Raw genomic sequence first — 25,899 nt, forward strand, 5'->3', positions numbered from 1 at the left:
CGCTTAATATTCCATAATAATTGGGATAATCATTGGGCGGCGCTTCGTTTTTTGGAATAAATATTGATTAAGCGTATCACGAATTTCTTGTTTAATATTCGTCCATTCAAACGTTTCTTTATTTACGTATTTCTCAATAACACCGCGTGCAATATCAGCAGCTTCAATCATTAGCCCCTCGGATTCACGCACATAAACGAAGCCACGCGACAATATTTCTGGTCCAGAGGCAATTTTCTTTTGCGCTCGATTCAATGTTACAACAACAATGAAAATACCATCTTGCGATAACAGTTTACGATCGCGCAATACTATATTTCCAACATCGCCAACACCGATTCCATCAATTAAGACATTACCAGCTTGTACACGACCGCTCATGCGCATTTTGCCATTTCTATATTCTACGATATCGCCTTTATCTGCAATAAATATTTGCGATTTTTGCATGCCTAATGATTGTGCTAACTTGGAATGGGCAATTAACATGCGATATTCCCCTTGAATTGGCACAAAATATTTCGGCTTCATTAAATTTAACATAAGCTTCAAATCTTCTTGACTGCCATGTCCTGAAACATGAACCTTTTTATCCGCAGACAGTACGTGAGCACCTGCTTTCGCCAGCTGGTTCATCGTTTTATACATTTGTACTTCCATCCCTGGAGATGGTGTAAATGTAATTAATACTGTATCCGTTTGTTTAATTTTAATATCTCGATGATGCTTGCGCACAATTTTATCAAGCGCTTCAAGTGGTTCGCCTTGGTTACCTGTTGCAATTATAATAATTTCATCATCTTGATATTTATGAATATCACTTACTGGAATTAATGTATCCTCATCAACATCTAAATAGCCTAAAGATGTCCCTAGCTCAACGACCTTTTCTAGCGATTTACCTACAATCGCTACTTTACGGAACGATTTTTGCGCTTGTGTAAACACCTGTTGCACACGAATAAAGTTTGAAGCGTATACCGCTACTAAAATTCTTCCTTGTGCGGAATGGAATGTTTTTGCTAGCTGCTCGCTAATCACCGCTTCACTTGTCGTATAGCCTGGACGTTCTGCCTCAGTTGACTCAGATAATAAAATAAATACGCCTTCTTCACCAAGCTTTGCCATCGTTGCTAAATCTGGCTTGAATTTTCCTTGTGCTGCTTGATCGAATTTAAATTCTCCTGTATGAACAATGGCACCTTCAGATGTATGGAACACAATTCCTAGCGAATCGGGGATACTATGTGTTGTGTGGAAAAATGTTACATACGTTGAATTGAAATTCATTCGACTTTTATTCGTTACTTCGAAAAACTTCACTGGATGCGGTGCAGGCATCTCTTTTAAATGTTCTTTAGCAAGTGCAACTGTCAGCTTTGAACCATAGACAGGCGCTTTAATTTTGTTTAATACATAAGCAATTGAACCAATTGCATCCTCATGTCCGTGCGTTAAGAAAATACCTTTCACACGTTCTTTGTTTTCTTCTAAATACGTAATATCTGGAATGACGATATCAATACCAAGCATTTCATCTTCTGGGAACATCAGCCCACTGTCGACAACGAATAGCTCCTCATCAATTTCAATTACATACATTGATTTTCCGATTTCGCCTACCCCACCTAGAGGGACGATACGGATTACTTCATTTTTTACTTTTGTCACTTAATTTCCTCCTAAAAAATATCCCGAACAGCAACCACTTATCACTCATTATACGTGTTGTTGCCATTTAGCACAAATTAAAAATTCACCAAAAAAAGAGACTAGCTAGAAAGTAAGCGAATGCGCCACTTTCCAGATAGCCTCTGCTATTTTTGAAACACTTTACCAATCCTATGAAACGTGATTGAACTAAGTTAAACTGTCTCTAACGTTTCTCGAATTGCTGTGATTTTAGCTTGATACGTATCCCAAATTTTATCGAAAGCTGCTTTTTCTTCATCTGTCATTTCCATCATTGGTAAACGTACTGCCAATGTATCAAATCCTAATTTCGTCATTGCATATTTCACTGGTGATGGATTCGGCTGTGCGAATAATGCACGTACTAATGGCAATAGAGCACGATGAATTTTAGCTGCTAATTCGTGCTTGCCTTCTTCAAATGCACGCATCATTAATTGCATATCATTACCAACAACATGCGCTGCAACTGAAATAACACCTGTTCCGCCAATTGCTAAAAGAGGCAATGTTAAGCCGTCATCACCACTATATACTAGGAAATTATCTGCTTTATCAACATTCTCAATAATGTCGCCCATTTGGTCTAAGTTACCGCTCGCTTCTTTAATCCATAAAATATTTGGAATTTTACTTAAGGCAACAGATGTATCGTATGTCACATTGACTGCTGTGCGTCCTGGTACGTTATATAGCATAACTGGTAGCTTCGTTTCGCGTGCAATCGTTTCAAAATGGGCATAAATACCGCGTTGATTTGGTTTATTATAGTACGGAGCAACAAGCATAATACCATCCGCACCATTTTCTTCAGCTTTATGTGTCATCATAATGGAATATGCCGTTTCATTGTCCCCTGTACCTGCAATTACAGGCACACGCCCAGCGACTTTTTCCACCGTAAAGCGCACAACTTCAATTTTCTCCTCTGTCGACATTGTTGGGTTTTCAGACGTTGTACCACATGCGATAATGCTATCTGTCCCATTGTCGATTAAATAATTAATAATTCGCTCAAGCTCAGGATAATTAATCGTTCCGTCCTCTTTGAACGGTGTAATCATCGCTGTGCCAATTCGGCCTAAATTCATCTTCATACACCCTCTTATAATAAGTTATCTTCCAACATTGCTTCGACAATTTGAATAGAGTTTAGCGCTGCTCCTTTTAATAGATTGTCTGATACAATCCATAAATGGAAACCTTTTTTATTATCTAAATCTTGGCGAATTCGACCTACAAATACTGGGTCTTCTCCTTCTGCAAAAATCGGCATTGGATATTGTTGATTTGCAATATCATCCTGCAATACAATGCCTGGTGCATTTTTTAATACGTCAAAAAGCTCTTGCACTGACGCCTCTTGCTCAAGCTCAATATAGACAGATTCGGAATGCCCTGATACGACTGGTACACGCACACAAGTTGCGGCAACATGTAGCTGAGGCATTTCCATAATTTTTTTTGTTTCGTTAATCATTTTCATTTCTTCATACGTATACCCATTGTCTGTAAATTTATCGATTTGTGGAATGACATTACGTGCAATTGGATAATGCTTTTCATCCGCTTTTACAGGTAAAACATGTGCCTCGACATTTTTTCCGGCTTCCCACTGTGCACTTTGCGCTTTTAACTCATCAATCGCCGCAATACCCGAGCCTGATACAGCTTGATATGTAGATACGATTACTTTTGTTAAGCCGAACTTTTCACGGATTGGCTGTAGTGCTGCCACCATTTGAATAGTCGAACAGTTCGGATTGGCAATAATTCCTTTTGGAATATCTTTTAATGCATGACGATTTACTTCTGGTACAACTAGCGGCACTTCTGGATCCATGCGAAAATGACTTGTATTATCTACAACAATTGCGCCACGCTTTGCGGCTTCAGGTGCAAGTGCTGCTGATACTGAGCCACCTGCGGAAAATAATGCAACATCCACTCCTGCAAAGCTTTCTGGTGTTGCCTCTTCAATTGTATATGATTGATTATTAAACTGAATTTCCTTCCCTGCTGAACGTGCAGATGCTAGAAATTTAATTTGTTTAATAGGAAAATTACGTTTCTTTAAATGCTCCATCATTGCTGTGCCTACTGCTCCTGTCGCACCTACGACAGCTACTGTCAATTGCTTCGTCATAATCTCATCTCTCCTCAAAACTAGTTACATAATGTTGGATATTGTAACATAAAACCTTGTCGTTGTGTAGGATTAATTTGATTATTTAAAAAATTGTATAAGTATCGGCTGCAATTGTTTTTTATGAATTGCACCATGAACCGTTTCCACCATTTTTGAAAAATCAGCAACAAGCGATGTCGGCTTTTGTAGCGGATCATCTTGCCCAAATGGAATAAAGTATATATTTTTGGCATTTAATAACTTCATCACATTTTGCCCATTTAAACCAAGCCCATCATTTGTCGAAATGCCAATCACAACAGGGGAACCATTGCGTAAAGTTGCTTTAGCAGCCATTAATACCGCACTATCCGTTGCAGCATTAGCAAATTTACTAATAGAATTGCCTGTCATTGGTGCAATGAGCATACAATCTAGTGGATTTTTCGGCCCAAATGGCTCCGCCTCTACAATGGAAGAAACAACCTTTTCCCCTGTTGCTGCTTCTATTTTCGCAACCCATTCATCCCCCGTGCCAAAACGTGTTGCAGCATGTAAAACAGATGGTGTAATAATTGGCACAACTTGCGCTCCTGCCTGCTTCAAGCTTTCAATTTTCGGCACGACATCGGCGTATGTGCAATGCGATGCTGTAATGCCTAATCCAATGCGCTTTCCTTCAAGCATTGCTCCGCCCTCCAATCCAGTATTGCTATTTTCAATAAATGCGCAGCATCCGTACTAAAATATTTCCCAGGTAATCCTGCTAACAGCTCATACTGTGCAACACTTTCTGTTATACAGCCTGGCGCAGATGCTAAATCATAAATTGGCATTGCTAATTGCTCACGCATCGTTTGTGTTAACCACTTTGCTGGAATTGTATTAATTAAAGCCTCTGCCTCAATAGATGGTAGCTCATCTAATAAATACGATTCGTAGCCAAGCGCTAATGCTTCACAATGCTGCGGCACAGAGCGCACAAAAATAATCACATCCGCCTGCATATTTTTAAGCATATGTGCTGTCATTTTAGCTACCCGTCCAAAGCCTGTAATAATAAAGCGCTTATGACGCACTGCTCGCTTACGATCATAGTAATATGCTAAAAAGGCTTCCGCTGTTAATGCTGCATTTTGCCAAATAAACGCCTCTTGCTGCAAATAGCGATGTACTGTGTGTTTCTTTAAAATGACTTCCCATTCTGGTGATAGCTTTCCAGCATGCACTAATGCTTTTTGAATACCAAGTACCATTTGCACATCGATTTGTAATGGCTGAATAGGTAATACAACAACGTCTGGATGAAACTCTAAAGCTGTTGCATTCAACTCTGCATCCCAGCTCGTTTTATTTTTGTAAAAAACAGTTCGTTCCTCACTAGCTAAATTTTTGGCTAGCACTTTCATTCGCTCATCTGTCCCAACAACTAACCAGCGCTCTGTCATTGCTCATAGCTTCTAAATGTTGTTGTCGTTTTATTAAACAAAATTCGATCCTCACCAATCAAGGCGATCTCCTCCCAAGGTATAAACGCTGCCCCTGCTTTTCTTTTTTGAAACATAAGCTTTGTTTGTGGCATTAGCTCAAAGCCGATAATCTTTCCTGTCGTCGGCTCAAACAAGCATTCTGTATCCGCTAAAAAGCCATAGCGAACACCATTTTGCATTTCAATTAACTCTTTGTCAGCAAGCTCTGATAAAAGCATATTCTCCCTCCTTTTCAGTGCTTCACCATACTATATGCATCGCACAATTTGAACGTTCGCCTAAAAGAGAATTTTATCGTTAGTAAAAAATTCTTTTATCAATCATTAAAAAAACGTCTGAAATCAAGAAAGAAAACTTGATTTCAGACGTTTTTATTTTTCTGGTCCAATAATTGCAATTGCTGGCTCCTGCAATAAAATATCAGTAATTAATTCATTAATTGTGTCCATCGAAATCGCATCGATAGACGCAAGCACTTCATCGACAGAGCGATGACGCTGATGAATTAATTCATTCAATCCATTGCGATTCATATGATCCTCTGAGCTTTCAAGACCTAACACAAAGCTACCTTTTAATTGCTCTTTAGCATTTTCCAGCTCTAGCTCTGTAATGCCTCCTGCAACGATATCAAGCAATGTTGCATCAATTGTATGCTGCATTTGGCTTAACTGCTGCTTGCTCGTGCTGCCGTAAACTGTTAATGAGCCAACATCCTCATACGATGTTTGGTAAGAATAAATAGAGTAAGCTAAGCCACGCTCCTCACGTACTTCTTGAAATAGCCTTGAGCTCATATTGCCGCCGATAATATTATTCAGTGCAATTAAGCTATAAATATCAGGATTTTTCACGCCAATTGCTGGGAAGGAAATGGCTACATGTGCCTGCTCAATATCTCGTTCTTTGATGATTTCACCAGCTGTGAAGATGGGATAAGATAAAGTTGGCTCCACTGCTTCAGCGCTCGCTTGAAACTGTCCAAATAGCTGCTCAATCGTTGCTAATAGCCCTTCTGTTATATTGCCTGCTACAGAAATAACAACATTTTGTGGACTATAATGCTTTGCCATATAATGACGAATCATTGCTTCATCAAAAGTTGCTAATGTTTCAGCTGTCCCTAAAATTGGACGCCCTAATGCATCATTTGGGTACATGACAGCCCATAGCTTTTCATGTACATCATCATCTGGTGCATCCTCACTCATATAAATTTCCTCTAATACAACTTGACGCTCACGCTCAATATCCTCTGCTGTAAGTGTTGAATTAAAGAACATATCGGCTAATACCGTTACAGCTAGCTCAGCGTGATGGTCTAACACCTTGGCATAATAACATGTATTTTCCTTTGAGGTGAAGGCGTTAATTTCGCCACCAATTCGGTCAAATAGCTCCGCAATTTGCCTTGCTGATCTCGTCGTCGTTCCTTTGAATAGCATATGCTCAATAAAATGAGTAATACCGTTTTCTTTGGGTAGCTCATAGCGAGAGCCTGCATTGACCCATATACCAACTGAAAGTGAGCGTACATGCGAAAGTTGCTCTGATACGATGCGCACACCATTTTTACACGTTGTTACTTGCACTGTCATTTTCTTTTCTCCTTCTTATCTAAATCAAGCTAAAAAAGACTGTACAAAAAAGTGTACAGTCCTTTATATTATTAGTTCATTAATAATTATGCTTGCTCAGCGCGCTCTTTTTCCTCTTTAATCACGACTTTACGTGATAGGTTGACACGCCCTTGGTTGTCAATTTCGATACATTTTACTAGCAATTGATCGCCAAGCTTTAATACGTCCTCTACAGCTTTCGTACGTTCCTCTTGAATTTCAGAAATGTGTAGTAAGCCATCTTTACCTGGGAAGATTTCACAAAATGCGCCGAATTTTTCAATACGCTTAACAGTTGATAAGTAGTATTCGCCTACCTTCGCTTCGCGTACGATCGATTCGATAATTTCTTTTGCTCGATTGTTCATTTCTTCATTTGCAGAAGAAATGTAAATTGTACCGTCTTGCTCTGTATCGATTTTTACGCCAGTTTCATCGATAATTTTGTTAATTTGCTTACCACCTGGTCCGATAACATCACGGATTTTATCAGGGTTGATTTTAATTGTAATAATTTTCGGTGCATATTTTGAAAGCGATGCACGCGGTTGATTTAATGTTGTCATCATATGCTCTAAAATATGCATACGACCGATTTTTGCCTGAGTCAACGCTTCTTCTAGAATGTTACGTGATAGGCCATCAATCTTAATATCCATTTGCAATGCTGTTACGCCTTTAGCTGTACCTGCTACTTTAAAGTCCATATCACCAAGGTGGTCTTCCATCCCTTGAATGTCTGTTAAAATAGAGTAGTGCTCGTCCTTTTTAATAAGACCCATTGCAATACCAGCTACAGGAGCTTTTAAAGGTACACCTGCGTCCATCATTGCAAGCGTCGATGCACAAATTGAAGCTTGAGAGGTTGAACCATTTGATTCTAATACTTCAGATACACAACGAATTGTGTATGGGAAAGATACTTCATCAGGAATCACTGCTAGCAATGCACGCTCACCTAACGCACCGTGACCAATTTCACGACGACCAGGGCCACGTATTGGGCCTGTTTCCCCTACAGAGAATTGTGGGAAATTGTAATGATGCATAAAACGTTTTGATTCCTCAATACCTAAGCCATCAATAATTTGTACATCGCCTAAGGCACCTAATGTACAAATTGACAATGCTTGCGTTTGACCACGTGTGAATAACGCAGAGCCATGTGTGCGGTCAAGTAAGCCTGCTTCAGAAGAAAGTGGACGAATTTCGTCAAGCTTACGACCATCTGGACGCACTTTATCTTCTGTAATTAAGCGACGCACTTCATCCTTCACCATTTTATCTAAAATGCCTTTTACTTGCTTAATTGTCTCGTCATCAGCTTCCTGCTCTTCGTAAGATGCTAATACGCGTTCTTTTACCGCTGTAATCGCTTCTTCACGTGCGTGCTTTTCAACTGTTTGAATTGCCGCATTCATGTCTGCTTCACAGGCTGCTTTAACTGCTGCTGTTAATTCCGCATCTAGCTCATATAACGTAACAGCAATTTTTTCTTTGCCGATTTCAGCGACAATTTGCTCTTGGAAAGCGATTAATTTTTTAATTTCCTCATGCCCAAACATAATTGCCTCTAACATCACTTCTTCAGGTACTTCTAGAGCGCCTGCTTCTACCATGTTAATAGCATCTTTATTACCAGCTACAGATAAATGGATTGTGCTTTGTTCCATTTGCTCTGTTGTTGGATTTAATACAAACTCATTATTAATATAGCCAACATGTACACCAGCGATTGGTCCGTCAAATGGAATGTCCGAAACAGCTAATGCTAATGAAGAACCGAACATTGCCGCTACATCTGATGGGCAATCTGAATCATTTGACATCACCATTGAAATAACTTGTACTTCGTTACGGAAGCCATCTGGGAACATTGGACGGATTGGACGGTCGATTAAACGCGACGCTAAAATCGCATTTTCTGAAGGTCGTCCCTCACGCTTAATAAAGCCACCTGGAATTTTACCTGCTGCATATAGACGCTCTTCATAATTCACCGTTAAAGGGAAGAAATCTAATGGCTTTGGTGATTTTGACATTGTAGCTGTTGATAATACTGCTGTTTCGCCGTAGCGAATTAATGCAGCACCATTTGCTTGTTTTGCTAACTGTCCTACTTCAACAACAAGTGGACGGCCAGCCCATTCATACGAATAGACTTTTTTGTCGTTCATCTAATGAACCCCTTTCTACTTTTACACCCTACTTCAGCTTTTTTGTATGTACTATAGTTAGTGTATCAAAAATGTAGTTTCTATGCTAAATTTTTTTATTTTCTCTGAAAGTTTTTATACATAAATAAAAAGCGGGAAGTTTCCCGCTTTTTATATGAGATTAGCGACGTAAGCCTAAACGCGTGATTAATTCACGGTAACGTTGTACGTCTGTTTCACGAAGATATTTTAATAAGTGACGACGACGACCTACCATTTTGTAAAGACCACGCTCTGAGTGGAAATCTTTTTTGTGTGTACGTAAGTGTGTATTTAATGCATTGATTTCTGCAGTTAATACAGCGATTTGTACTTCTGGAGAACCAGTGTCGCCTTCGTGAGTACGGTACTCAGCGATAATTTCGTTTTTACGTTCTTTTGTAATTGCCATTTGAAATGACCTCCTATAATTTGAATATCCCCTGTAGCACAGCAATCGTCAGGAGTAACATAAAGCCGAGCTAAGGTTCTGTGTATTGAACACTTTAGGAATTGTACCATAGCCAGTGATGACAAGCAACTATTTTACCTCTTCACCTAAGAAATAGCCGATTGCCTCTTGCTTATCAAGCTCAATTTGTGCCACAAGCTCATCAATGCCCGAAAACTTTCGTTCGCTACGGATTCGTTTATACCAGCCAACAACGACTTCCTCACCGTAAATATTTTTATCAAAGTCAAAAATATGTACTTCTATAGACAATTGCTTTTCCTCTGGATTATTAAATGTAGGCTTATAGCCAACGTTACAAACACCATTATGCCACTTATTTTGCACTAAAATTTTGACCGCATAGACACCTGTTGCTGGAATAAAGCAGCCTGCCATTGATTGTACGTTAGCCGTTGGGAAGCCCAGCGTGCGTCCACGTTTATCACCGTGAACAACGATACCTGGTACTTCAAACGCTCGCCCAAGCAATGTGCATACTTCCTCCATTGCGCCTTCCTTTAACAGTTTGCGGATGCGTGTAGAGCTTATTTTTTCATCGCAATCGCTTTGCTTATCAATCGTTGTCACACCAAAATCACCTTGTGCTAATTGCTCCAATAGCTGCATATTGCCTTTGCCAAATTCGCCGAATGAATAATCAAATCCTGCTGTTACATGCTGTACATGTAAATCTCGAATGAAATATTGGACGAACTCCTCTGGCGATAGCTTTGCAAAATCAGATGTAAAATTAACAACAAACACAGTATCTACACCTAATGCTTTCAATGTATCTAGCTTTTGCTGCAAGGGTGTTATATAAAATACTTGCTCATTTCGAGCACCTAATACAATTGTTGGATGTGGATCAAATGTCATGACAGCACTTTTAATACCTAATTGTTGCGCCTTTTCAATTGCATGTTCAATTACAGCTTGATGCCCTTTATGAACACCGTCGAAAAAGCCGACTGCTAATGAATAAGCCGCCTCTGGTCGCTCTAATTGATGAGGATATTTTAAATAAATGACTTCCATTTTAGGTTTATACCTCCTGCTCTAGTTCAGGGAACATTTTTTCGGGCTTCATCATATTTTCCTTTGTAGAATGTGCGATATAAACAGCTCTTGCCTGCCCATTTTTCGCATAAACAATTTTATCATACTGCTTTAATAATGCATGCATTTCAAGCACTTGTCCATTAGAAATCTGCTTGTCATTCGTTTCATCGATTTCAATAAAAGGATAGTCCTTAAGCGCATGTTCAACAGGCAATATTTTATTCGCAATTTGCCCGTTATCCATTAACTCCTGTACCTCTGCTAATGTCAAGCAGTTTTCCTTTGTAAAGGAGCCTGAGGTTGTTCTCACAAGTGATTGCATATGTGCAGGGTAGCCAAGCACTTCTCCAATTTGCACAGCAAGTGTGCGAATATAGGTGCCTTTGCTACATGCTATACGTATAGCAAATTGCACTTGCTCCCCTTCGAATACATCAGCATCGTCTAATAATGTTAAGTCATAAATTGTGATTTGTCGTGTTGGACGCTCTACCGCTTGTCCTGCGCGTGCATACTCATACAGCTTTTTGCCATTTACCTTGACAGCAGAATACATAGGGGGCGTTTGTGTAATCGTGCCTGTTAGCTGTTTTAATGCTGCTAAAATCTCTGTACGGTTAAACGATTTATATGTTGTATTTTGCTCAACCGTTTCCCCCTCTGCATCTTCTGTTGTCGTAGCACGCCCAATGCTAATAATTGCTTCATAGGTTTTGCCTGCATCGGTAATATATTCTGCAATTCTAGTTGCCTGTCCAATGCAAATTGGCAAGACACCTTCTACATTAGGATCTAATGTACCTGTATGACCTACTTTTTTTGTTTTTAAAATTTTGCGTAGCTTAAATACACAGTCATGGCTCGTCATACCACGTTCTTTCCATAATGGCAAAATCCCGTTCATCGCCAATTCCTCCCTAAAAGTACAAATAGCTGCCTGAAAAGTCATGCCTTCGCATGGTTTTCAGACAGCTTTTCCCACAATTTTATTTATCTTCATGTAATGAGCGCAGTAATGCGTCGATTTTATTACCATATTCGACAGAAGAGTCAAATTCAAATAAAATTTCTGGTGTACGGCGCAGGCGGATGCGTGAGCCGATTTCAGAACGAATAAAGCCTGATGCTTTTTCTAATGCTTTTAACGTTTCTTCTCTTTCACGTTCATTGCCTAATGATGAAATATATACAGTTGCCTGTTGTAAATCCCCTGTTACAGCAACATCCGTTACTGTAACAAAGCCTACACGTGGGTCTTTAATTTTACGTCCTAAAATTTCGCCAAGCTCCTTTTTCATTTGCTCAGCAATTCGGTTTGATCGTAGAGACATAACAGTCACCACCTTAACAAATTTCCTTTATCTATAAATACTCACGGAACATTTCAAGTCGTTCCCATTCAGGGTTTGATTCTAAATAATGTAACGCGTGTGTAATTTCACGCTCAGCCGCCTCTTTAGAGGAAGCGACTGCGACGAGGGCAAGGCGCGTACGCTGCCAGACGTTTTGATGATCGATTTCTGCAACAGATACATTAAACTTTTGCTTCGTTCGTGTCACCATTCGTTGCAGTACCGCACGCTTTTCCTTTAATGAATGAGCAGTATGAATCATGAATTCAACCTCTGCATAAACAATCATTATGCGCGTTTAACCTCTTCCATTACGAAGGCTTCGATAATATCGCCCTCTTTAATGTCATTGAAGTTTTTAATTGTGATACCGCACTCATAGCCTTTTGCTACTTCTTTCGCATCATCTTTGAAGCGCTTTAACGAGTCTAACTCACCTTCAAAAATAACGATGCCTTCACGAATCACACGTACGCCTGCGTCACGCACCATTTTACCTTCAATTACGTATGAACCTGCAATTGTACCAACCTTCGATACGCGAATTGTTTGACGAACTTCCGCTTGCCCCACAACTTTTTCTTCAAATTCTGGGTCAAGCATCCCTTTCATCGCTTGCTCAATTTCTTCGATTACTTTATAAATAATACGGTGTAGACGGATATCTACGCCTTCTTCTTCTGCTGCACGCTTCGCATTGACATCAGGGCGAACGTTGAAGCCAATCACGATTGCATTTGAAGCTGCTGCCAACGTAATATCTGACTCTGTAATAGCGCCAGCACCCGTATGGATAATTTTTACGTTAACGCCTTCTACATCAATTTTCATTAATGAAGCAGCCATCGCTTCAACTGTACCTTGTACGTCAGCTTTGACGATTAAGTTCAATTCTTTCATTTCGCCTTGGCTCATTTGCTCAAACAAGTTGTCTAACGTTACACGCTGTTTTTCAGAGCGTTGTGCTTGAATTGCTGTCATTGCACGAGATTCACCAACAGAACGTGCTGTTTTTTCATCTTCGAATACAACGAAGCGGTCACCTGCTTGTGGTACATCATTTAAACCTGTAATTTCAACAGGTGTCGATGGGCCTGCATCTTTTACACGACGCCCTAAATCATTAACCATTGCACGCACACGACCATATGCGTGACCTACTACGATTGGGTCACCTACACGCAATGTACCATCTTGTACTAATAATGTCGCAACAGAGCCACGACCTTTATCCAATTGTGCTTCAATCACTGTACCGATAGCTGAACGTGCTGGACTTGCTTTTAACTCGCCAACTTCTGAAACAAGCAGAATCATTTCTAATAGTTGGTCAATTCCCTCACCTTTAAGTGCAGAGATTGGTACGAAAATTGTATCGCCACCCCAATCTTCAGGTACTAAGCCATGCTCTGTTAATTCTTGCATAACACGGTCAGGGTTTGCAGATAGTTTATCCATTTTATTAATTGCTACGATAATTGGTACTTCTGCCGCTTTCGCATGGTTAATTGCTTCCACTGTTTGAGGCATTACACCATCATCTGCTGCAACAACGATAATCGCTAGGTCCGTTACTTTCGCACCACGTGCACGCATTGTTGTAAACGCAGCATGTCCCGGTGTATCAAGGAACGTAATTTTCTTGCCATCTACTTCTACTTGGTATGCCCCAATATGCTGTGTAATACCACCAGCTTCTCCATCCGTTACTTTCGTATTACGAATCGAGTCTAGCAATGATGTTTTACCATGGTCAACGTGACCCATAATTGTCACAACTGGTGGACGCTCGCGTAATTCTTCTTCGCTCACTTCTTGTTCGAAATGTGTTTCAAGGTCTGTAATATCTATGCGAATTTCTTCTTCTACTTCTACACCGTAGTCAGCACAAATCAGCTCAATCGCATCTTTGTCTAACTCTTGGTTAATTGTTGCCATAACGCCTAGCATAAATAATTTTTTAATCAATTCAGATGGCTCACGATGCAATTTTTTTGCTAGCTCTGCCACTGATAATGATTCATAAAATGTAATTTTTTCTGGCAATTCCTTTTGTACTGTTTGTACAGGTGGTTGGTACCCTCTATTTGGACGACGTTTACCACCGTGAATACCTGGCTTTTTACGCTGTTGGTTAAAGCCACCTTGGTTATTTTTATTACCGCCGCTTTTACCGCGACTATTTTGATTGTTATTTTGTGTCATATTTCTATTTTGGCTACCTTTTGCATTAGATTTGTCACTCTGTGACGTTTTATTTTGTTCTACATTCGGAGCTTTATCCGCTTTTTTCATTGGCTGCTGCTTGGATTGTGAACGTGCATCTCTTTGCACTTGTTGCGATGCGCCTGCATTTTTAGCAACTGGCTTTGCAGGTGTTGCTTTTTTCGGTTCTGCTACTTGCTGAAAGACAGAATCAAGCTTCGTAATCGTCCCAGCATTAAGCATTGACATATGATTTTTCACTTCTACATCAAGCTTTGTGAGCTGCTCCATTACTTCTTTACTCGTTTTATTTACCTTTTTCGCATATTCATGAACTCTAATTTTGCTCATCTGCTCACCCCCGATTAATTTTCGTTGAGTAGACTAGACATTTTTTTCGCAAACCCACGATCGGTTATAGCTAATACTACACGTGCTTCCTTTCCTGTAGCATGTCCTAGATCATAGCGATCTCCTAAAACATAAAACTCAACGTTGTAATACGTACATTTATCTTTAATTTTTTTCGCTGTGTTAGCAGAAGCATCGCCTGCAAGAAGAACTAATTTTGCTCCCCCCGTACGCACTTCCTTCACAACTAGCTCTTCTCCAGAAACAACTTTTCTTGCCCTTGCAGCAAGTCCTAATAATTGCAGTATTGCACTGTTCGTCATAAAATAGACTCCCTGCGAATAAGCTTCAATAGCTCCTCGTATATTTCTTCTGGAATCGCTACTTCAAGTTGTCTTCCTAAGCTGTTTTTTTTACGTGCCTCTTCAACAGCCTTTTCCGATTTTGAAACATAAGCTCCACGTCCCGACTTTTTCCCTGTAATATCAACAGATACTTCGCCCTCTTTCGAACGTACAACACGAATCATTTCTTTTTTCGGATACATTTCACCTGTTGCTACACATTTGCGTAAGGGCACTTTTTTTTGTACAGCCATCCCGTGTTCACCTTCCTTACAAAATGCTGCTGACTCACAGCACCTTGCAGGAAAGGCTATGAGTAGCTAGCTGATTTGCTGACTATTCTTCATCATCTTGATATAAATCATATTCGATATCATCATATGCAGCAGTATTATTATTTTGTGGAATAAATGTGCTCGTTTCAGAAGGATAAATTCCTAATTCACGTGCATCTGTTTCACTTTTAATATCGATTTTCCAGCCTGTTAATTTCGCTGCAAGACGCGCATTTTGACCACGCTTACCAATCGCTAATGACAGCTGATAATCTGGTACAACAACCGTTGTCGATTTTTCTTCCTCATTCACTTGTACATCTAATACCTTTGATGGGCTTAACGCATTTGCAACAAATACGATTGGATCTTCAGACCATTCCACGATATCGATTTTTTCACCATTCAATTCATTGACGATTGTTTGGACACGTGCACCCTTCGCTCCTACGCATGAACCCACTGGATCTACCTCAGGATTATGTGCATGAACAGAAATTTTCGAACGGTCACCTGCTTCACGTGCAATCGATTTAATTTCAACAGTACCATCAAAAATTTCCGGTACTTCCATTTCAAATAAACGGCGCAATAGACCTGGGTGTGTACGTGATACGATTACCTGTGGACCACGTGTTGTACGCTCTACTTTCGTAATATAAACGCGAATACGTGATTGCGGTTTATATACCTCACCTTGAATTTGCTCATTTACTGGTAATGCAGCTTCCACTTTACCTAATGATACGTAAATATTACGTGCATCTTGACGTTCAATCGTCCCAACAACGATGTCATCTTCACGATCAACATACTCTTCGTAAATTAAACCGCGTTCTGCTTCGCGCACACGCTGTGTTACAACTTGCTTTGCTGTTTGTGCTGCGATACGCCCAAAGTTGCGTGGTGTTACTTCTTGCTCTAATACATCGCCGATTTCATATGCAGGATTAATCATTTTTGCATCTTCTACTGCGATTTCTAAACGATCATCTTCTACTTCCTCTACTACATCTTTACGAGAGTATACAAGCATCGTGCCTTTTTCTAAATTTAAATCTACTCGTACATTTTGCGCTTGGTTAAAATTACGTTTATACGCTGTTACTAATGCTGCCTCAATGGCTTCGATTAACACTTCTCTTGAAATACCCTTTTGCTCTTCAAGGGCTGTTAAAGCATCTAGTAAATCACTACTCATTTTCTGTTCACTCCTAAATTTGCTTATCTGAAAAGTCAATCGCAAGTCGTGCCTGCGCTACTTTTTCTTTATCGATTTGTACATTGATTTTGCGTGTCTTAATGCGAACTTCCATTTCTAAACCTTGTTCAGTATATGCTGTTAAATAACCATGAAATTCTTTCATATCCTTCACTGGCTCATATGTTTTTACATAAATATATTTGCCAATTGATTTTACAAAATCTTCTTCTTTTTTTAATGGGCGTTCTGCACCTGGTGAAGATACTTCTAAATAATAATTTTGCTCGATTGGATCCTTTTCATCCAAAATGATGCTTAAACGTTCACTTACTTGGGCACATTGATCGATATCAATTCCACCTTGTGGCGTATCTACATAAACACGTAGAAAATAGTTGCGACCTTCTTTCACAAATTCAACATCTACTAATTCAAGGTTTAATTCAGCAACAACAGGCATTGCGAGCGCTTCAATCGTTGAAGTAACTTTGCTCATCATATCCCCCTCATATCATATTCTTACTTTATTATTTGTTTTGCCGTTAAATGTATAAAACAAACTTGAAATGCTCTTTTCATGGAACGTCCCCAAAACCTTCATTGCCTCCAAACAGCTTTTTACTTACTTCGGCTGCACTGTTCATATACTTCAACAGTTAAGAGCAATTTTCTAACAGGGCAATATTTTCAAAAAAAGCGGATAGCTGTCTAAAAACAAGCTTTTTAGACGGTCTTGTCATTTCCGATTTGTTGTAAAACAACAGAAAAGAGCGGGAGAAACCCACTCTTTTGCTGCAAACCTTCAACAAATTGTTACACTAACAATAGCATACCTAGGCTACAATTGCAAATGTAGCAACTTGCCATTAAAACAATGATAGCTGATTAGCATCAGGAAGTCCTTCTAAACAACCTAGCTGATCCATGTATTCAATCAATGTTTTAGAAACCCGACCACGTCGCTGTAAATCCTCCTTCGATAAAAATTCGCCATCTGCACGCGCTGCAACGATTTGCTTTGCTACGTTCGTTCCTAGACCTGGAATTGCATCAAATGGTGGAATCAATGCATTGCCATCAATGATAAACTCACTTGCCGTTGAACGATAAAGGTCAACCGATTTAAAATGCATGCCACGCTCACACATTTCAAGCGCAATTTCTAGCACTGTCATCAAGTTCTTTTCTTTCGGGCTGGCATCTAAGCCTTTCATATTAATTTCATCAATTTTTGTACGAATAACAGCAGGACCTTGCTTCATCGCAATTAAATCGAAATCATCTGCACGTACCGTAAAGTATGCCGCATAATATAAAATGGGATGATGTACTTTAAACCACGCGATACGCACAGCCATTAATACATAAGCCGCTGCATGGGCTTTAGGGAACATGTACTTAATTTTTTTACAAGAGTCAATATACCATTCTGGTACCTTATTTTTGCGCATTTCCTCTTCCATTTCATCCGTTAAACCTTTCCCTTTACGTACGGACTCCATAATTTTAAAGGCGAATGCTGGCTCTAACCCTTGGTAAATTAAATACACCATAATATCATCACGACAGCCAATTACTTCTGATAATACACATGTACCACCTTTAATAAGCTCCTGCGCATTACCTAGCCATACATCCGTTCCATGTGATAAACCTGAGATTTGCACAAGCTCACTAAATGTTGATGGCTTCGTTTCCTCTAACATTTGACGTACAAAGCGTGTACCAAACTCAGGAATACCAAGCGTTCCTGTTTTTGTACCAATTTGCTCTGTCGTTACACCAAGCGATTCCGTTGTGCTAAAAATTTTCATTACTTCTGGATCATCTGTCGGAATCGTTTTTGGGTCAATACCTGATAAATCTTGCAGCATACGAATTACGGTTGGATCATCGTGTCCAAGTATATCAAGCTTCAAAATATTGTCATGAATCGAATGGAAGTCAAAGTGTGTCGTTTTCCATTCTGCATCTTGCGCATCTGCTGGATACTGTACAGGTGAGAAATCATAAATATCCATATAATCTGGTACTACAATAATTCCCCCTGGATGCTGTCCTGTTGTTCGTTTAACTCCTGTACAACCTTGCACAAGTCGATCAACTTCGGCGCCTCGGAATGTCAAATTATGATCATTCGCATAGCCCTTTACATAGCCATATGCTGTTTTCTCAGCTACAGTACCAATTGTTCCAGCGCGGAACACGTAATCCTCACCAAATAGCACTTTTGTATAGTTATGTGCTTGTGGTTGGTATTCACCAGAGAAGTTTAAGTCTATGTCAGGTACCTTGTCTCCCTTGAACCCAAGGAAGGTTTCGAATGGGATATCTTGCCCATCTTTTTTATATGGTGTGCCACATTTTATACAATCTTTATTCGGTAAGTCAAAGCCTGATGCAACGGAGCCGTCTGCGATAAACTCTGAATGCTTACAGCTTGGGCAAATATAATGTGGTGGTAATGGGTTCACTTCGGTAATTTCCATAAAAGTGGCAACTAACGATGAACCTACCGAGCCACGCGAACCTACTAAATAGCCGTCTGCTAACGATTTTTTTACGAGCTTAGCAGAAATTAAATAAATAACCCCAAAGCCATGCCCTAAAATCGATTTTAATTCTTTATCAATACGGGCTTGTACAATTTCAGGCAGCTCTTCACCATAAATGCTATGTGCCATTTCATATGTTAAATTCGTTACTTCATCATCTGAACCTTCAATTTTAGGTGTGTATAAATCATCTTTGATTGGTTTTACATCACCCACCATATTAGCGATTAATTGTGTATTTGTAACAACAATTTCCTCCGCTAAATCAGGGCCTAAAAAATCGAATTCTGCTAGCATTTCATCTGTCGTTCTAAAATGAACCTTTGGCAATGGGTAACGATTTAAAGGATTCGCCCCACCCATCGAGCCAATAAGAATTTGTCGGAACTTCCCATCAGTTTCATCTAAATAATGAACATTGCCTGTTGCAGCGACTGGAATATTCAGTTTTTTCCCAAGCTTCACAAGCCTGCGAATAATATCCTCTAAGTTCCATTCATCATGAATTGTTCCTCGTGCAATCAATTGTGAATACACAGGCTTTGGCTGCACCTCGATATAATCATAAAATTTTGCGACACGCTCTGCTTCCTCGGGTGTTTTATTCATAATCGTTTCAAAAAGCTCACCATTGGAACAGCCTGAGCCAATAATTAAACCTTCGCGATATTTTTGCACATCGCTCTTTTTCAGGCGCGGTACTCGATAAAACGTTTCTGTATGCGCAATCGATACGAGCTTAAATAAATTTTTCAAGCCGATTTCATTTGTCGCTAAAATCGTACAATGTGAAGGTCTTGCTTGCTTATAGCTATCATCTCCACCAACGAAGCGATTAAAATCATCATGATATTTGATGCCTTTATCATGTGCCTCCTTTAATAAATGAAGCATCAGCTCACCTGTTGCCTCAGTATCATAAATCGCTCGGTGATGTTGTGTTAGCTCTACACCGTAGCGTTTACAAAGCGTATTCAAACGGTGATTTTTCAATGTTGGATTGAGCATACGCGATAACTCTAACGTATCGATAACCGGATGCTTATCAGTGCTTATACCGTATTTTTGGTAGGCAACATATAAGAACCCGATATCGAATGAAGCATTATGTGCAACGACGATGCTATCGCCAATGAATTCGTGAAACTCCCGCACAACTTCTTCCACTTCTGGTGCATCCCTTAACATATCATCTGTAATATGTGTTAAGTCGATAATATTCGCTGTTAATGGCTTATGTGGATTAGCAAATCGCTCAAATTTACCAATTACTTGTCCATTTTGAATTTTGACAGCAGCAAGCTCAATAATTGTGTCATAAACCGTAGATAAACCTGTTGTTTCTACGTCAAAAACAACAAATGTCGCATCTTCTAAATTAATATGCTGCTCCTCATAGGCAATGGATGCAGCAGAGTCAACTAAATTTGCCTCTAAGCCATAAATTACTTTAATGCCATGCTTTTTCCCAGCAGCATAAGCATCTGGGAATGCCTGAACTACTGCATGGTCTGTCACAGCAATTGCTGGATGCCCCCATTTTGCTGCTTGTCCAATCAAGCGGTCAACGGGTGTTACAGCATCCATTTGGCTCATCGGTGTATGCATATGCAGCTCAACACGCTTGTGTCCTTCTTCAGCTAAATCTTTTCGCGTCTCTTTTTTAATTTCCACAATATCGCGTGCCATCACGACTAAATCGCGTACAAATGTATCCATTTGCACAGAGCCGCGCACTTTTACCCACATGCCCTTGGATAACTGCGCCATTAATTCAGCATCGCTATCATCACGTGAGAACATTTTTACTAAAATCGAATCCGTGTAATCCGTCATTTTAAATTCTAATAAAGAACGACCGCTTTTTAATACTTTAATTTCCGTCATGAACACGAAGCCTTCCAAGACGATAGAGCGCTCTTCCTCAAGCACCGAACGAATTTCAACTGTTTCGCTATCTTTAATTTGTGCCCCAAGCTGAAATGGACGATTGCTTACAACAGCTTGCGGTGAATCAGCTTTATCTTTTTCACGTTTTGCAAAATCTTCAAGTGCTTGCTGTGCTAGCATTGTCTCTTCCTGTCTACGCTGCTCTAAAAATGCCTCATGTGCCTGCTTCATTTCATCTGTTTGCTCAACTAATTGGAATTCAAGCGGGATATGGGGAAAGCCAAATTGCTGATAGCTTTCGGAAAGCTTGTCAGTATATTTTGATTTTAATGACATTTGCTCAATTTCATGCATCGTTGTTGCAATCAATTTATGCCCTGTCCATTGAGGCTTTTGCTCCATTAATTGATTTTTTAATGGCGGTGACATATCCTCTAGCTGCCGTATCATCGGTAGCCAATAATCTAGTACGAGCTCCTCTGTCACAATAGGTGCAGTCGTTTCAATGGTTAATGAGACATTAGCAATATGTGAAAACTTCTCTGTTAAACGTGCGATGAGTAGCTGATATACTTTATAAGGCAATATGTTTTGCAATTTAATAATAAAGCACCATACACGATTTTTTTTATGCACAGATAATCTTGTCAGCTCACCTTCTTCAAATAACGACATATAAATATCATCTGTTAATTCTAATTGCTGCAAGAGCATGAGAAATCTCGTTCTTGCCTCTTGTTGATTCGTCATCGTTCTCACCTTCCTCTAGCTAAAAATAGCATGGGGCGCCTGGAAAGACAAAATCTTTCCCGACACCCTCATCCTCTACATCTATTATTTACACTCTATTCGTTTGTGCGGAAAAATTCGCTTAAACGGTCAACTACTTCTTCCTTTGCCCATTCAAATGTTTCGCCTGTTTCACGCACTTTTACTTCTACAATACCTTCTGAAGCTTTTTTACCAATTGTAATTCGAATTGGTAACCCCATTAAATCTGCATCTGCAAATTTTACGCCTGGTCGCTCAGCGCGATCATCAAATAATACATCATAGCGGTATGATTTTAAAACGCTATAAAGCTCGTCCGCTAATTGGTTTTGTGCCTCATCCTTTAAGTTAACAGGCACTAAATGCACATCATATGGTGCAAGCTGTTTCGGCCATACAAAGCCGTTGTCATCTTGGAATTGCTCTGCGACAGCAGCAAGTATACGTGACACCCCAATACCATAGCAGCCCATAATAAATGGTTGCGCTTTGCCTTGCTCATCTAAAAACACAGCATTCAATTTAGCTGAATATGTTGTGCCAAGCTTGAAAATATGCCCAACTTCAATACCTTCAGCAAATTTGATTGTGCCATTACCATCTGGAGATGGATCACCTTCTTGAATGAAGCGAATATCTTCATAGCTATTAATGGCAAAATCGCGCTCTGGGTTCACATTGATATAGTGGAAGCCATCTTCGTTTGCTCCAGCGACGCCATTGCGAATCGATTTAATTGCATGATCTGCAATAACCTTCACTTCCACAGGAAGCTTCACTGGCCCAATTGAACCTGGAGAGCAGTTTAATAAATTTTTAATATCTGCTTCTTCTGCTAACTCCACAGATGACGCACCTAAAACATTTTTCAATTTAATGTCATTGATTTCATGATCGCCACGTGCTAGCACAACAACAAGCTCTCCATCTACATTAAACACTAATGATTTAATACAGTTTGCTGCATCGACAGATAAGAAATTGCTAACATCGTCAATTGTTTTCACATCAGGTGTTGCTACTTTTTCTAGCTCTTTTTGTGCAGCATTGCTCGCTTGATAATCAACAATCACTTCTGCCATTTCGATGTTTGCAGCATAATCAGAGGAATCAGAATAAGCAATGGTATCCTCACCAATTTTTGATAAGACCATAAACTCATGTGTACCTTTACCACCGATTGAACCTGCATCCGCAATGACTGCACGGAAATTCAAGCCAAGGCGCGTAAAAATATTAGAATATGCACGGTACATATCTTCATATGTTGCATCTAAGCTCTCTCTTGATGCATGGAATGAGTAAGCGTCTTTCATAATAAATTCGCGACCACGCAATAAACCAAAGCGTGGACGTTTTTCATCACGGAACTTTGTTTGAATTTGATAAAGTGTTAAGGGTAGCTTTTTATATGACTTAATTTCATCACGTACTAATGTCGTAATAACTTCCTCATGTGTTGGACCTAATGCAAAATCGCGCTCATGACGGTCTTTTAAGCGCATCAATTCTGGACCATATGCATCCCAGCGACCAGACTCTTGCCAAAGCTCTGCTGGCTGCAATGTCGGCATTAGTAGCTCTATTGAATTAATAGCTTCCATCTCTTCACGAATAATTTGCTCGATTTTTGTTAGTACACGCTTGGCTAATGGCAAATAGGAATAGACACCACTTGCATTTTGACGAATAAAGCCTGCACGTAACAATGCTTTATGTGATTGAACATCCGCATCTGCTGGTGTTTCTCGCAAAGTTGGAATAAATGTTAAACTCTGTTTCATGTATAGTTCCACCTCTAAACTGATTTTCTAATTCGCTTTATCTAAAAGAAGAATCTTTGTATATCGTTCCATGTGACAACAATCATTAAAATCATTAGCAACACGATACCAACAAAATGTACAAGTCCCTCTTTTTGACGGTCTATCGGTTTGCCACGCACTGCTTCAAAGCCAAAGAATAATAAACGTCCACCATCAAGTGCTGGTAGTGGTAACAAGTTCATAATCCCTAAATTCATACTTAACGCCCCAGCCCAGAACAGTAAATTAAATATACCGTAAGATGTTGCTTCCTCCGTATATTTATATATACCAACAGGGCCGGACAGCTCATCAATGGATAACTGTGCTGTCACAAGTTTAATAACCGCTTTAAAAATCATTGTGGCCGTTTCATATGTTAGCTCTCCAGCGTAGGCAACAGCCTTTACTGGTGATTTCTCATAGGCACGTGCTGCATAAATACCGATTTGTCCAACCTTTTCACCTTTATCATTTTCTACAATTTTCGGTGTCAGCTCGAATGTTAGCTGTTCACCTTTACGATCTACTACCATCACCATCGGTTGTCCCATTTTTTCTTGAATGGCCTGTGATAAATCTTCCCATGTTGAAATTTTATGACCATCAATCGCCGTTACTACATCATCTCGCTGTAGCCCAACAGCACTTGCTACACCATCGTCTGCAACTTGTGCGATTTTGGGCAGTGACTCATTTGTAGGCACACCTTGTAATAATCCCATTATTAAAAATAGAACAAACGCTAAAATAAAGTTGAATAACGGACCAGCAAAAATCGCCATCGAACGTTGACCAACTGTTTTCGCATTAAATGTACGATCATATGGGGCAATAATTGTTTCCTTGCCATTTTCAACGATAGACGCTGTGCGTGAAATATTATAGCGCACTAGATTTTCATCTTCATCATAACCTTCAATCCAAAGCTCACGCTCTAAATCAGCACGTTCTACTTCCATAAATAAAATATTTGGATGCTGACTATTTTGATTTAAAATAATTTTTTCAACAGTGTTATCTTCATTCATTAATAGACCGACACGATAGCCTGGCTGTAATTCTACCGAATCCATATCATCGCCAGCCATACGAACATAACCACCGATAGGAAGAAGGCGTAATGTATAAACAGTTTCACCTTTCGTCATACCAAAAATTTTCGGCCCCATACCAATAGCGAATTCTCGTACCATAATTCCTGCACGCTTTGCGAATAGGAAGTGTCCTAGCTCATGGAAAAATACGAGTGAGCCAAAAATTACGATAAATGCAATAGCTGTTTGCATAATTTCCCACCTTCATATACTTTTTTCTTACTTGTTCAAACTTCTTTTATTTTACCATGTCCAATACAATTTTTCTCGTTTCATTGTCCACATGTAAAATCGTTTCTAAATCAGGGAGCAATATATTATGATGTGCATGCATCACACGTTCAATTAGCTCTTCAATTTGTAAAAACGTAATTTTTTCCTGTAAGAATAATGAAACAGCTGCTTCATTTGCCGCATTCATTGCTGTTAGCATCGTCCCACCTGCACGACCTGCTTCATAAGCAAGCTTTAATGCTTTAAAGCGCTCAAAGTCAACTTCTTTAAATGATAGTTGTCCAATTTCCGCTAAATTTAAAGCTTGTCCACCTTGCAGTGGCAAACGCTCTGGATAGCTAAGCGCGTATTGAATCGGCACACGCATGTCCGGTGTACCAAGCTGTGCAATGACGCTCGTATCATGATATTCCACTAATGAATGAATAATGCTTTCGCGGTGTAACAATACATCAATTTTATCATATGGCATATCGAACAATACATGTGCTTCAATCACTTCAAGCCCTTTATTCATCATTGTTGCCGAATCAATCGTAATTTTTGCTCCCATTGACCAATTTGGATGGTTTAGCGCATCTTTCACTGTTACATACTGTAATTCTTCGCGGCTACGGTCACGGAAGGAGCCACCAGAAGCTGTTAAAATTAAACGTTCAATATTTTTCGGGTTTTCACCATTCATTGATTGGAATAACGCAGAGTGCTCACTATCGACAGGTAAAATAGGGGCGTTGTACTTGCGCGCCTCCGCCATTACTAAATGTCCTGCTGTAACGAGTGTTTCCTTATTGGCAATAGCGATTGTTTTACCCATACGAATCGCTGCTAAAGTCGACTCTAAGCCAACGCTTCCTAGTACAGCATTAACTAGCACCGTCGTTTCTGGATGTGTAGCTACTTCCACAAGCCCTTTTGCACCATATGTTACTTCGATATGCGGGTACTCCTGTTGCAGGCGGCTCGCATCCTCTGCGTCTTGTACAGATACAAGCTGTGGCTGCAAGTCTTGGATAATTTGTTTTGTTGCCTCAATATTGCGACCTGCTGATACAGCAACAAGCTGGAATTCCTCTTTTTGCGCCTTTAAAATATCAATTGTTTGTAAGCCAATAGAGCCTGTTGCTCCTAATAAACTAATTTTTTTCAACCTCTTTACTTCCTTTCAGTCACTGC

At 39.7% G+C, this 25,899-nt stretch carries 22 protein-coding genes; all 22 read right to left on the minus strand.

What is annotated here, in order from left to right; translation table 11 throughout:
• Positions 1-3 precede the first annotated feature (3 nt).
• Positions 4-1,671, minus strand: a complete 1,668-nt coding sequence (locus tag R6U77_RS18710) for a ribonuclease J (protein ID WP_293921268.1) — start codon at positions 1,669-1,671, stop codon at positions 4-6.
• Positions 1,672-1,865: 194 nt separating this feature from the next.
• A complete protein-coding gene (dapA, locus tag R6U77_RS18715) occupies positions 1,866-2,783 on the minus strand; it encodes a 4-hydroxy-tetrahydrodipicolinate synthase (RefSeq protein ID WP_293921269.1) in 918 nt (305 codons plus the stop codon).
• Between the two features lie 14 nt (positions 2,784-2,797).
• The gene (locus tag R6U77_RS18720; protein WP_319836792.1) at positions 2,798-3,838 is read right to left on the minus strand and encodes an aspartate-semialdehyde dehydrogenase; all 1,041 of its coding nucleotides are present in this window, start codon (positions 3,836-3,838) and stop codon (positions 2,798-2,800) included.
• A gap of 81 nt (positions 3,839-3,919) precedes the next feature.
• Positions 3,920-4,507, minus strand: a complete 588-nt coding sequence (locus tag R6U77_RS18725; RefSeq protein WP_319836793.1) for a dipicolinate synthase subunit B — start codon at positions 4,505-4,507, stop codon at positions 3,920-3,922.
• Positions 4,480-5,268: a dipicolinate synthase subunit A gene (locus tag R6U77_RS18730; protein WP_319836794.1), complete on the minus strand. Its 789-nt coding sequence runs from the start codon at positions 5,266-5,268 to the stop codon at positions 4,480-4,482. Before R6U77_RS18730 ends, R6U77_RS18725 begins: the two co-directional genes overlap by 28 nt.
• On the minus strand, positions 5,265-5,528 hold the full coding sequence (locus R6U77_RS18735) for a YlmC/YmxH family sporulation protein (RefSeq protein ID WP_293921277.1): 264 nt from the start codon (positions 5,526-5,528) through the stop codon (positions 5,265-5,267). Before R6U77_RS18735 ends, R6U77_RS18730 begins: the two co-directional genes overlap by 4 nt.
• 153 nt (positions 5,529-5,681) lie before the next feature.
• Positions 5,682-6,908: a M16 family metallopeptidase gene (locus R6U77_RS18740; RefSeq protein ID WP_319836795.1), complete on the minus strand. Its 1,227-nt coding sequence runs from the start codon at positions 6,906-6,908 to the stop codon at positions 5,682-5,684.
• Positions 6,909-6,994: 86 nt separating this feature from the next.
• Positions 6,995-9,106 (minus strand): polyribonucleotide nucleotidyltransferase, encoded by a 2,112-nt coding sequence (pnp, locus tag R6U77_RS18745; protein WP_293921281.1) that lies wholly within the window; start codon positions 9,104-9,106, stop codon positions 6,995-6,997.
• 160 nt (positions 9,107-9,266) lie between these two features.
• Positions 9,267-9,536, minus strand: a complete 270-nt coding sequence (gene rpsO / locus R6U77_RS18750; RefSeq protein WP_107840999.1) for a 30S ribosomal protein S15 — start codon at positions 9,534-9,536, stop codon at positions 9,267-9,269.
• A 129-nt stretch (positions 9,537-9,665) separates the two neighbouring features.
• On the minus strand, positions 9,666-10,616 hold the full coding sequence (locus R6U77_RS18755) for a bifunctional riboflavin kinase/FAD synthetase (protein ID WP_319836796.1): 951 nt from the start codon (positions 10,614-10,616) through the stop codon (positions 9,666-9,668).
• A 7-nt stretch (positions 10,617-10,623) separates the two neighbouring features.
• The gene (gene truB / locus R6U77_RS18760; RefSeq protein ID WP_319836797.1) at positions 10,624-11,544 is read right to left on the minus strand and encodes a tRNA pseudouridine(55) synthase TruB; all 921 of its coding nucleotides are present in this window, start codon (positions 11,542-11,544) and stop codon (positions 10,624-10,626) included.
• A gap of 82 nt (positions 11,545-11,626) precedes the next feature.
• Positions 11,627-11,971: a 30S ribosome-binding factor RbfA gene (gene rbfA, locus R6U77_RS18765; protein ID WP_293921286.1), complete on the minus strand. Its 345-nt coding sequence runs from the start codon at positions 11,969-11,971 to the stop codon at positions 11,627-11,629.
• 31 nt (positions 11,972-12,002) lie between these two features.
• Complete coding sequence (locus R6U77_RS18770) at positions 12,003-12,281, minus strand: DUF503 domain-containing protein (protein WP_293921287.1); 279 nt, start codon at positions 12,279-12,281, stop codon at positions 12,003-12,005.
• Positions 12,281-14,548 (minus strand): translation initiation factor IF-2, encoded by a 2,268-nt coding sequence (gene infB / locus R6U77_RS18775; RefSeq protein ID WP_319836798.1) that lies wholly within the window; start codon positions 14,546-14,548, stop codon positions 12,281-12,283. The genes R6U77_RS18770 and infB overlap by 1 nt, the downstream gene beginning before the upstream one ends.
• A 14-nt stretch (positions 14,549-14,562) precedes the next feature.
• Positions 14,563-14,871 carry a YlxQ family RNA-binding protein gene (locus tag R6U77_RS18780; protein WP_319836799.1) on the minus strand — a complete coding sequence of 103 codons (309 nt, stop codon included), beginning with the start codon at positions 14,869-14,871 and terminating at the stop codon, positions 14,563-14,565.
• A complete protein-coding gene (rnpM, locus tag R6U77_RS18785) occupies positions 14,868-15,146 on the minus strand; it encodes an RNase P modulator RnpM (RefSeq protein ID WP_293921290.1) in 279 nt (92 codons plus the stop codon). Before rnpM ends, R6U77_RS18780 begins: the two co-directional genes overlap by 4 nt.
• 82 nt (positions 15,147-15,228) lie before the next feature.
• Positions 15,229-16,368 (minus strand): transcription termination factor NusA, encoded by a 1,140-nt coding sequence (nusA, locus tag R6U77_RS18790; RefSeq protein WP_293921292.1) that lies wholly within the window; start codon positions 16,366-16,368, stop codon positions 15,229-15,231.
• 13 nt (positions 16,369-16,381) lie between these two features.
• Entirely contained in the window at positions 16,382-16,867 is a 486-nt protein-coding gene (rimP, locus tag R6U77_RS18795; protein ID WP_293921383.1) for a ribosome maturation factor RimP, read from the minus strand.
• A gap of 370 nt (positions 16,868-17,237) precedes the next feature.
• A complete protein-coding gene (locus tag R6U77_RS18800) occupies positions 17,238-21,566 on the minus strand; it encodes a PolC-type DNA polymerase III (protein ID WP_319836800.1) in 4,329 nt (1,442 codons plus the stop codon).
• 95 nt (positions 21,567-21,661) lie between these two features.
• Positions 21,662-23,371 (minus strand): proline--tRNA ligase, encoded by a 1,710-nt coding sequence (locus R6U77_RS18805; protein ID WP_319836801.1) that lies wholly within the window; start codon positions 23,369-23,371, stop codon positions 21,662-21,664.
• Positions 23,372-23,412: 41 nt separating this feature from the next.
• Positions 23,413-24,681, minus strand: coding sequence for an RIP metalloprotease RseP (rseP, locus tag R6U77_RS18810; protein ID WP_319836802.1), 1,269 nt, complete (start codon positions 24,679-24,681; stop codon positions 23,413-23,415).
• 46 nt (positions 24,682-24,727) lie between these two features.
• Entirely contained in the window at positions 24,728-25,873 is a 1,146-nt protein-coding gene (gene dxr, locus R6U77_RS18815; RefSeq protein ID WP_319836803.1) for a 1-deoxy-D-xylulose-5-phosphate reductoisomerase, read from the minus strand.
• Positions 25,874-25,899: the final 26 nt, after the last annotated feature.

Source organism: Lysinibacillus louembei (genome assembly GCF_033880585.1).
Lineage (GTDB): Bacteria > Bacillota > Bacilli > Bacillales_A > Planococcaceae > Metasolibacillus > Metasolibacillus louembei.

What these genes read in the sequence shown, in the direction of transcription:
- rbfA (WP_293921286.1), bottom strand. Translation starts at nt 11,971, where the DNA reads ATGTCTCTACGATCAAACCGAATTGCTGAGCAAATGAAAAAGGAGCTT.
- R6U77_RS18730 (WP_319836794.1), bottom strand. Translation starts at nt 5,268, where the DNA reads ATGACAGAGCGCTGGTTAGTTGTTGGGACAGATGAGCGAATGAAAGTG.
- R6U77_RS18735 (WP_293921277.1), bottom strand. Translation starts at nt 5,528, where the DNA reads ATGCTTTTATCAGAGCTTGCTGACAAAGAGTTAATTGAAATGCAAAAT.
- R6U77_RS18805 (WP_319836801.1), bottom strand. Translation starts at nt 23,371, where the DNA reads ATGAAACAGAGTTTAACATTTATTCCAACTTTGCGAGAAACACCAGCA.
- dapA (WP_293921269.1), bottom strand. Translation starts at nt 2,783, where the DNA reads ATGAATTTAGGCCGAATTGGCACAGCGATGATTACACCGTTCAAAGAG.
- infB (WP_319836798.1), bottom strand. Translation starts at nt 14,548, where the DNA reads ATGAGCAAAATTAGAGTTCATGAATATGCGAAAAAGGTAAATAAAACG.
- R6U77_RS18740 (WP_319836795.1), bottom strand. Translation starts at nt 6,908, where the DNA reads ATGACAGTGCAAGTAACAACGTGTAAAAATGGTGTGCGCATCGTATCA.
- truB (WP_319836797.1), bottom strand. Translation starts at nt 11,544, where the DNA reads ATGAACGGGATTTTGCCATTATGGAAAGAACGTGGTATGACGAGCCAT.
- rnpM (WP_293921290.1), bottom strand. Translation starts at nt 15,146, where the DNA reads ATGGCTGTACAAAAAAAAGTGCCCTTACGCAAATGTGTAGCAACAGGT.
- R6U77_RS18755 (WP_319836796.1), bottom strand. Translation starts at nt 10,616, where the DNA reads ATGGAAGTCATTTATTTAAAATATCCTCATCAATTAGAGCGACCAGAG.
- rimP (WP_293921383.1), bottom strand. Translation starts at nt 16,867, where the DNA reads ATGAGCAAAGTTACTTCAACGATTGAAGCGCTCGCAATGCCTGTTGTT.
- R6U77_RS18800 (WP_319836800.1), bottom strand. Translation starts at nt 21,566, where the DNA reads ATGACGAATCAACAAGAGGCAAGAACGAGATTTCTCATGCTCTTGCAG.
- nusA (WP_293921292.1), bottom strand. Translation starts at nt 16,368, where the DNA reads ATGAGTAGTGATTTACTAGATGCTTTAACAGCCCTTGAAGAGCAAAAG.
- R6U77_RS18720 (WP_319836792.1), bottom strand. Translation starts at nt 3,838, where the DNA reads ATGACGAAGCAATTGACAGTAGCTGTCGTAGGTGCGACAGGAGCAGTA.
- rpsO (WP_107840999.1), bottom strand. Translation starts at nt 9,536, where the DNA reads ATGGCAATTACAAAAGAACGTAAAAACGAAATTATCGCTGAGTACCGT.
- R6U77_RS18725 (WP_319836793.1), bottom strand. Translation starts at nt 4,507, where the DNA reads ATGCTTGAAGGAAAGCGCATTGGATTAGGCATTACAGCATCGCATTGC.
- pnp (WP_293921281.1), bottom strand. Translation starts at nt 9,106, where the DNA reads ATGAACGACAAAAAAGTCTATTCGTATGAATGGGCTGGCCGTCCACTT.
- rseP (WP_319836802.1), bottom strand. Translation starts at nt 24,681, where the DNA reads ATGCAAACAGCTATTGCATTTATCGTAATTTTTGGCTCACTCGTATTT.
- R6U77_RS18780 (WP_319836799.1), bottom strand. Translation starts at nt 14,871, where the DNA reads ATGACGAACAGTGCAATACTGCAATTATTAGGACTTGCTGCAAGGGCA.
- R6U77_RS18770 (WP_293921287.1), bottom strand. Translation starts at nt 12,281, where the DNA reads ATGATTGTTTATGCAGAGGTTGAATTCATGATTCATACTGCTCATTCA.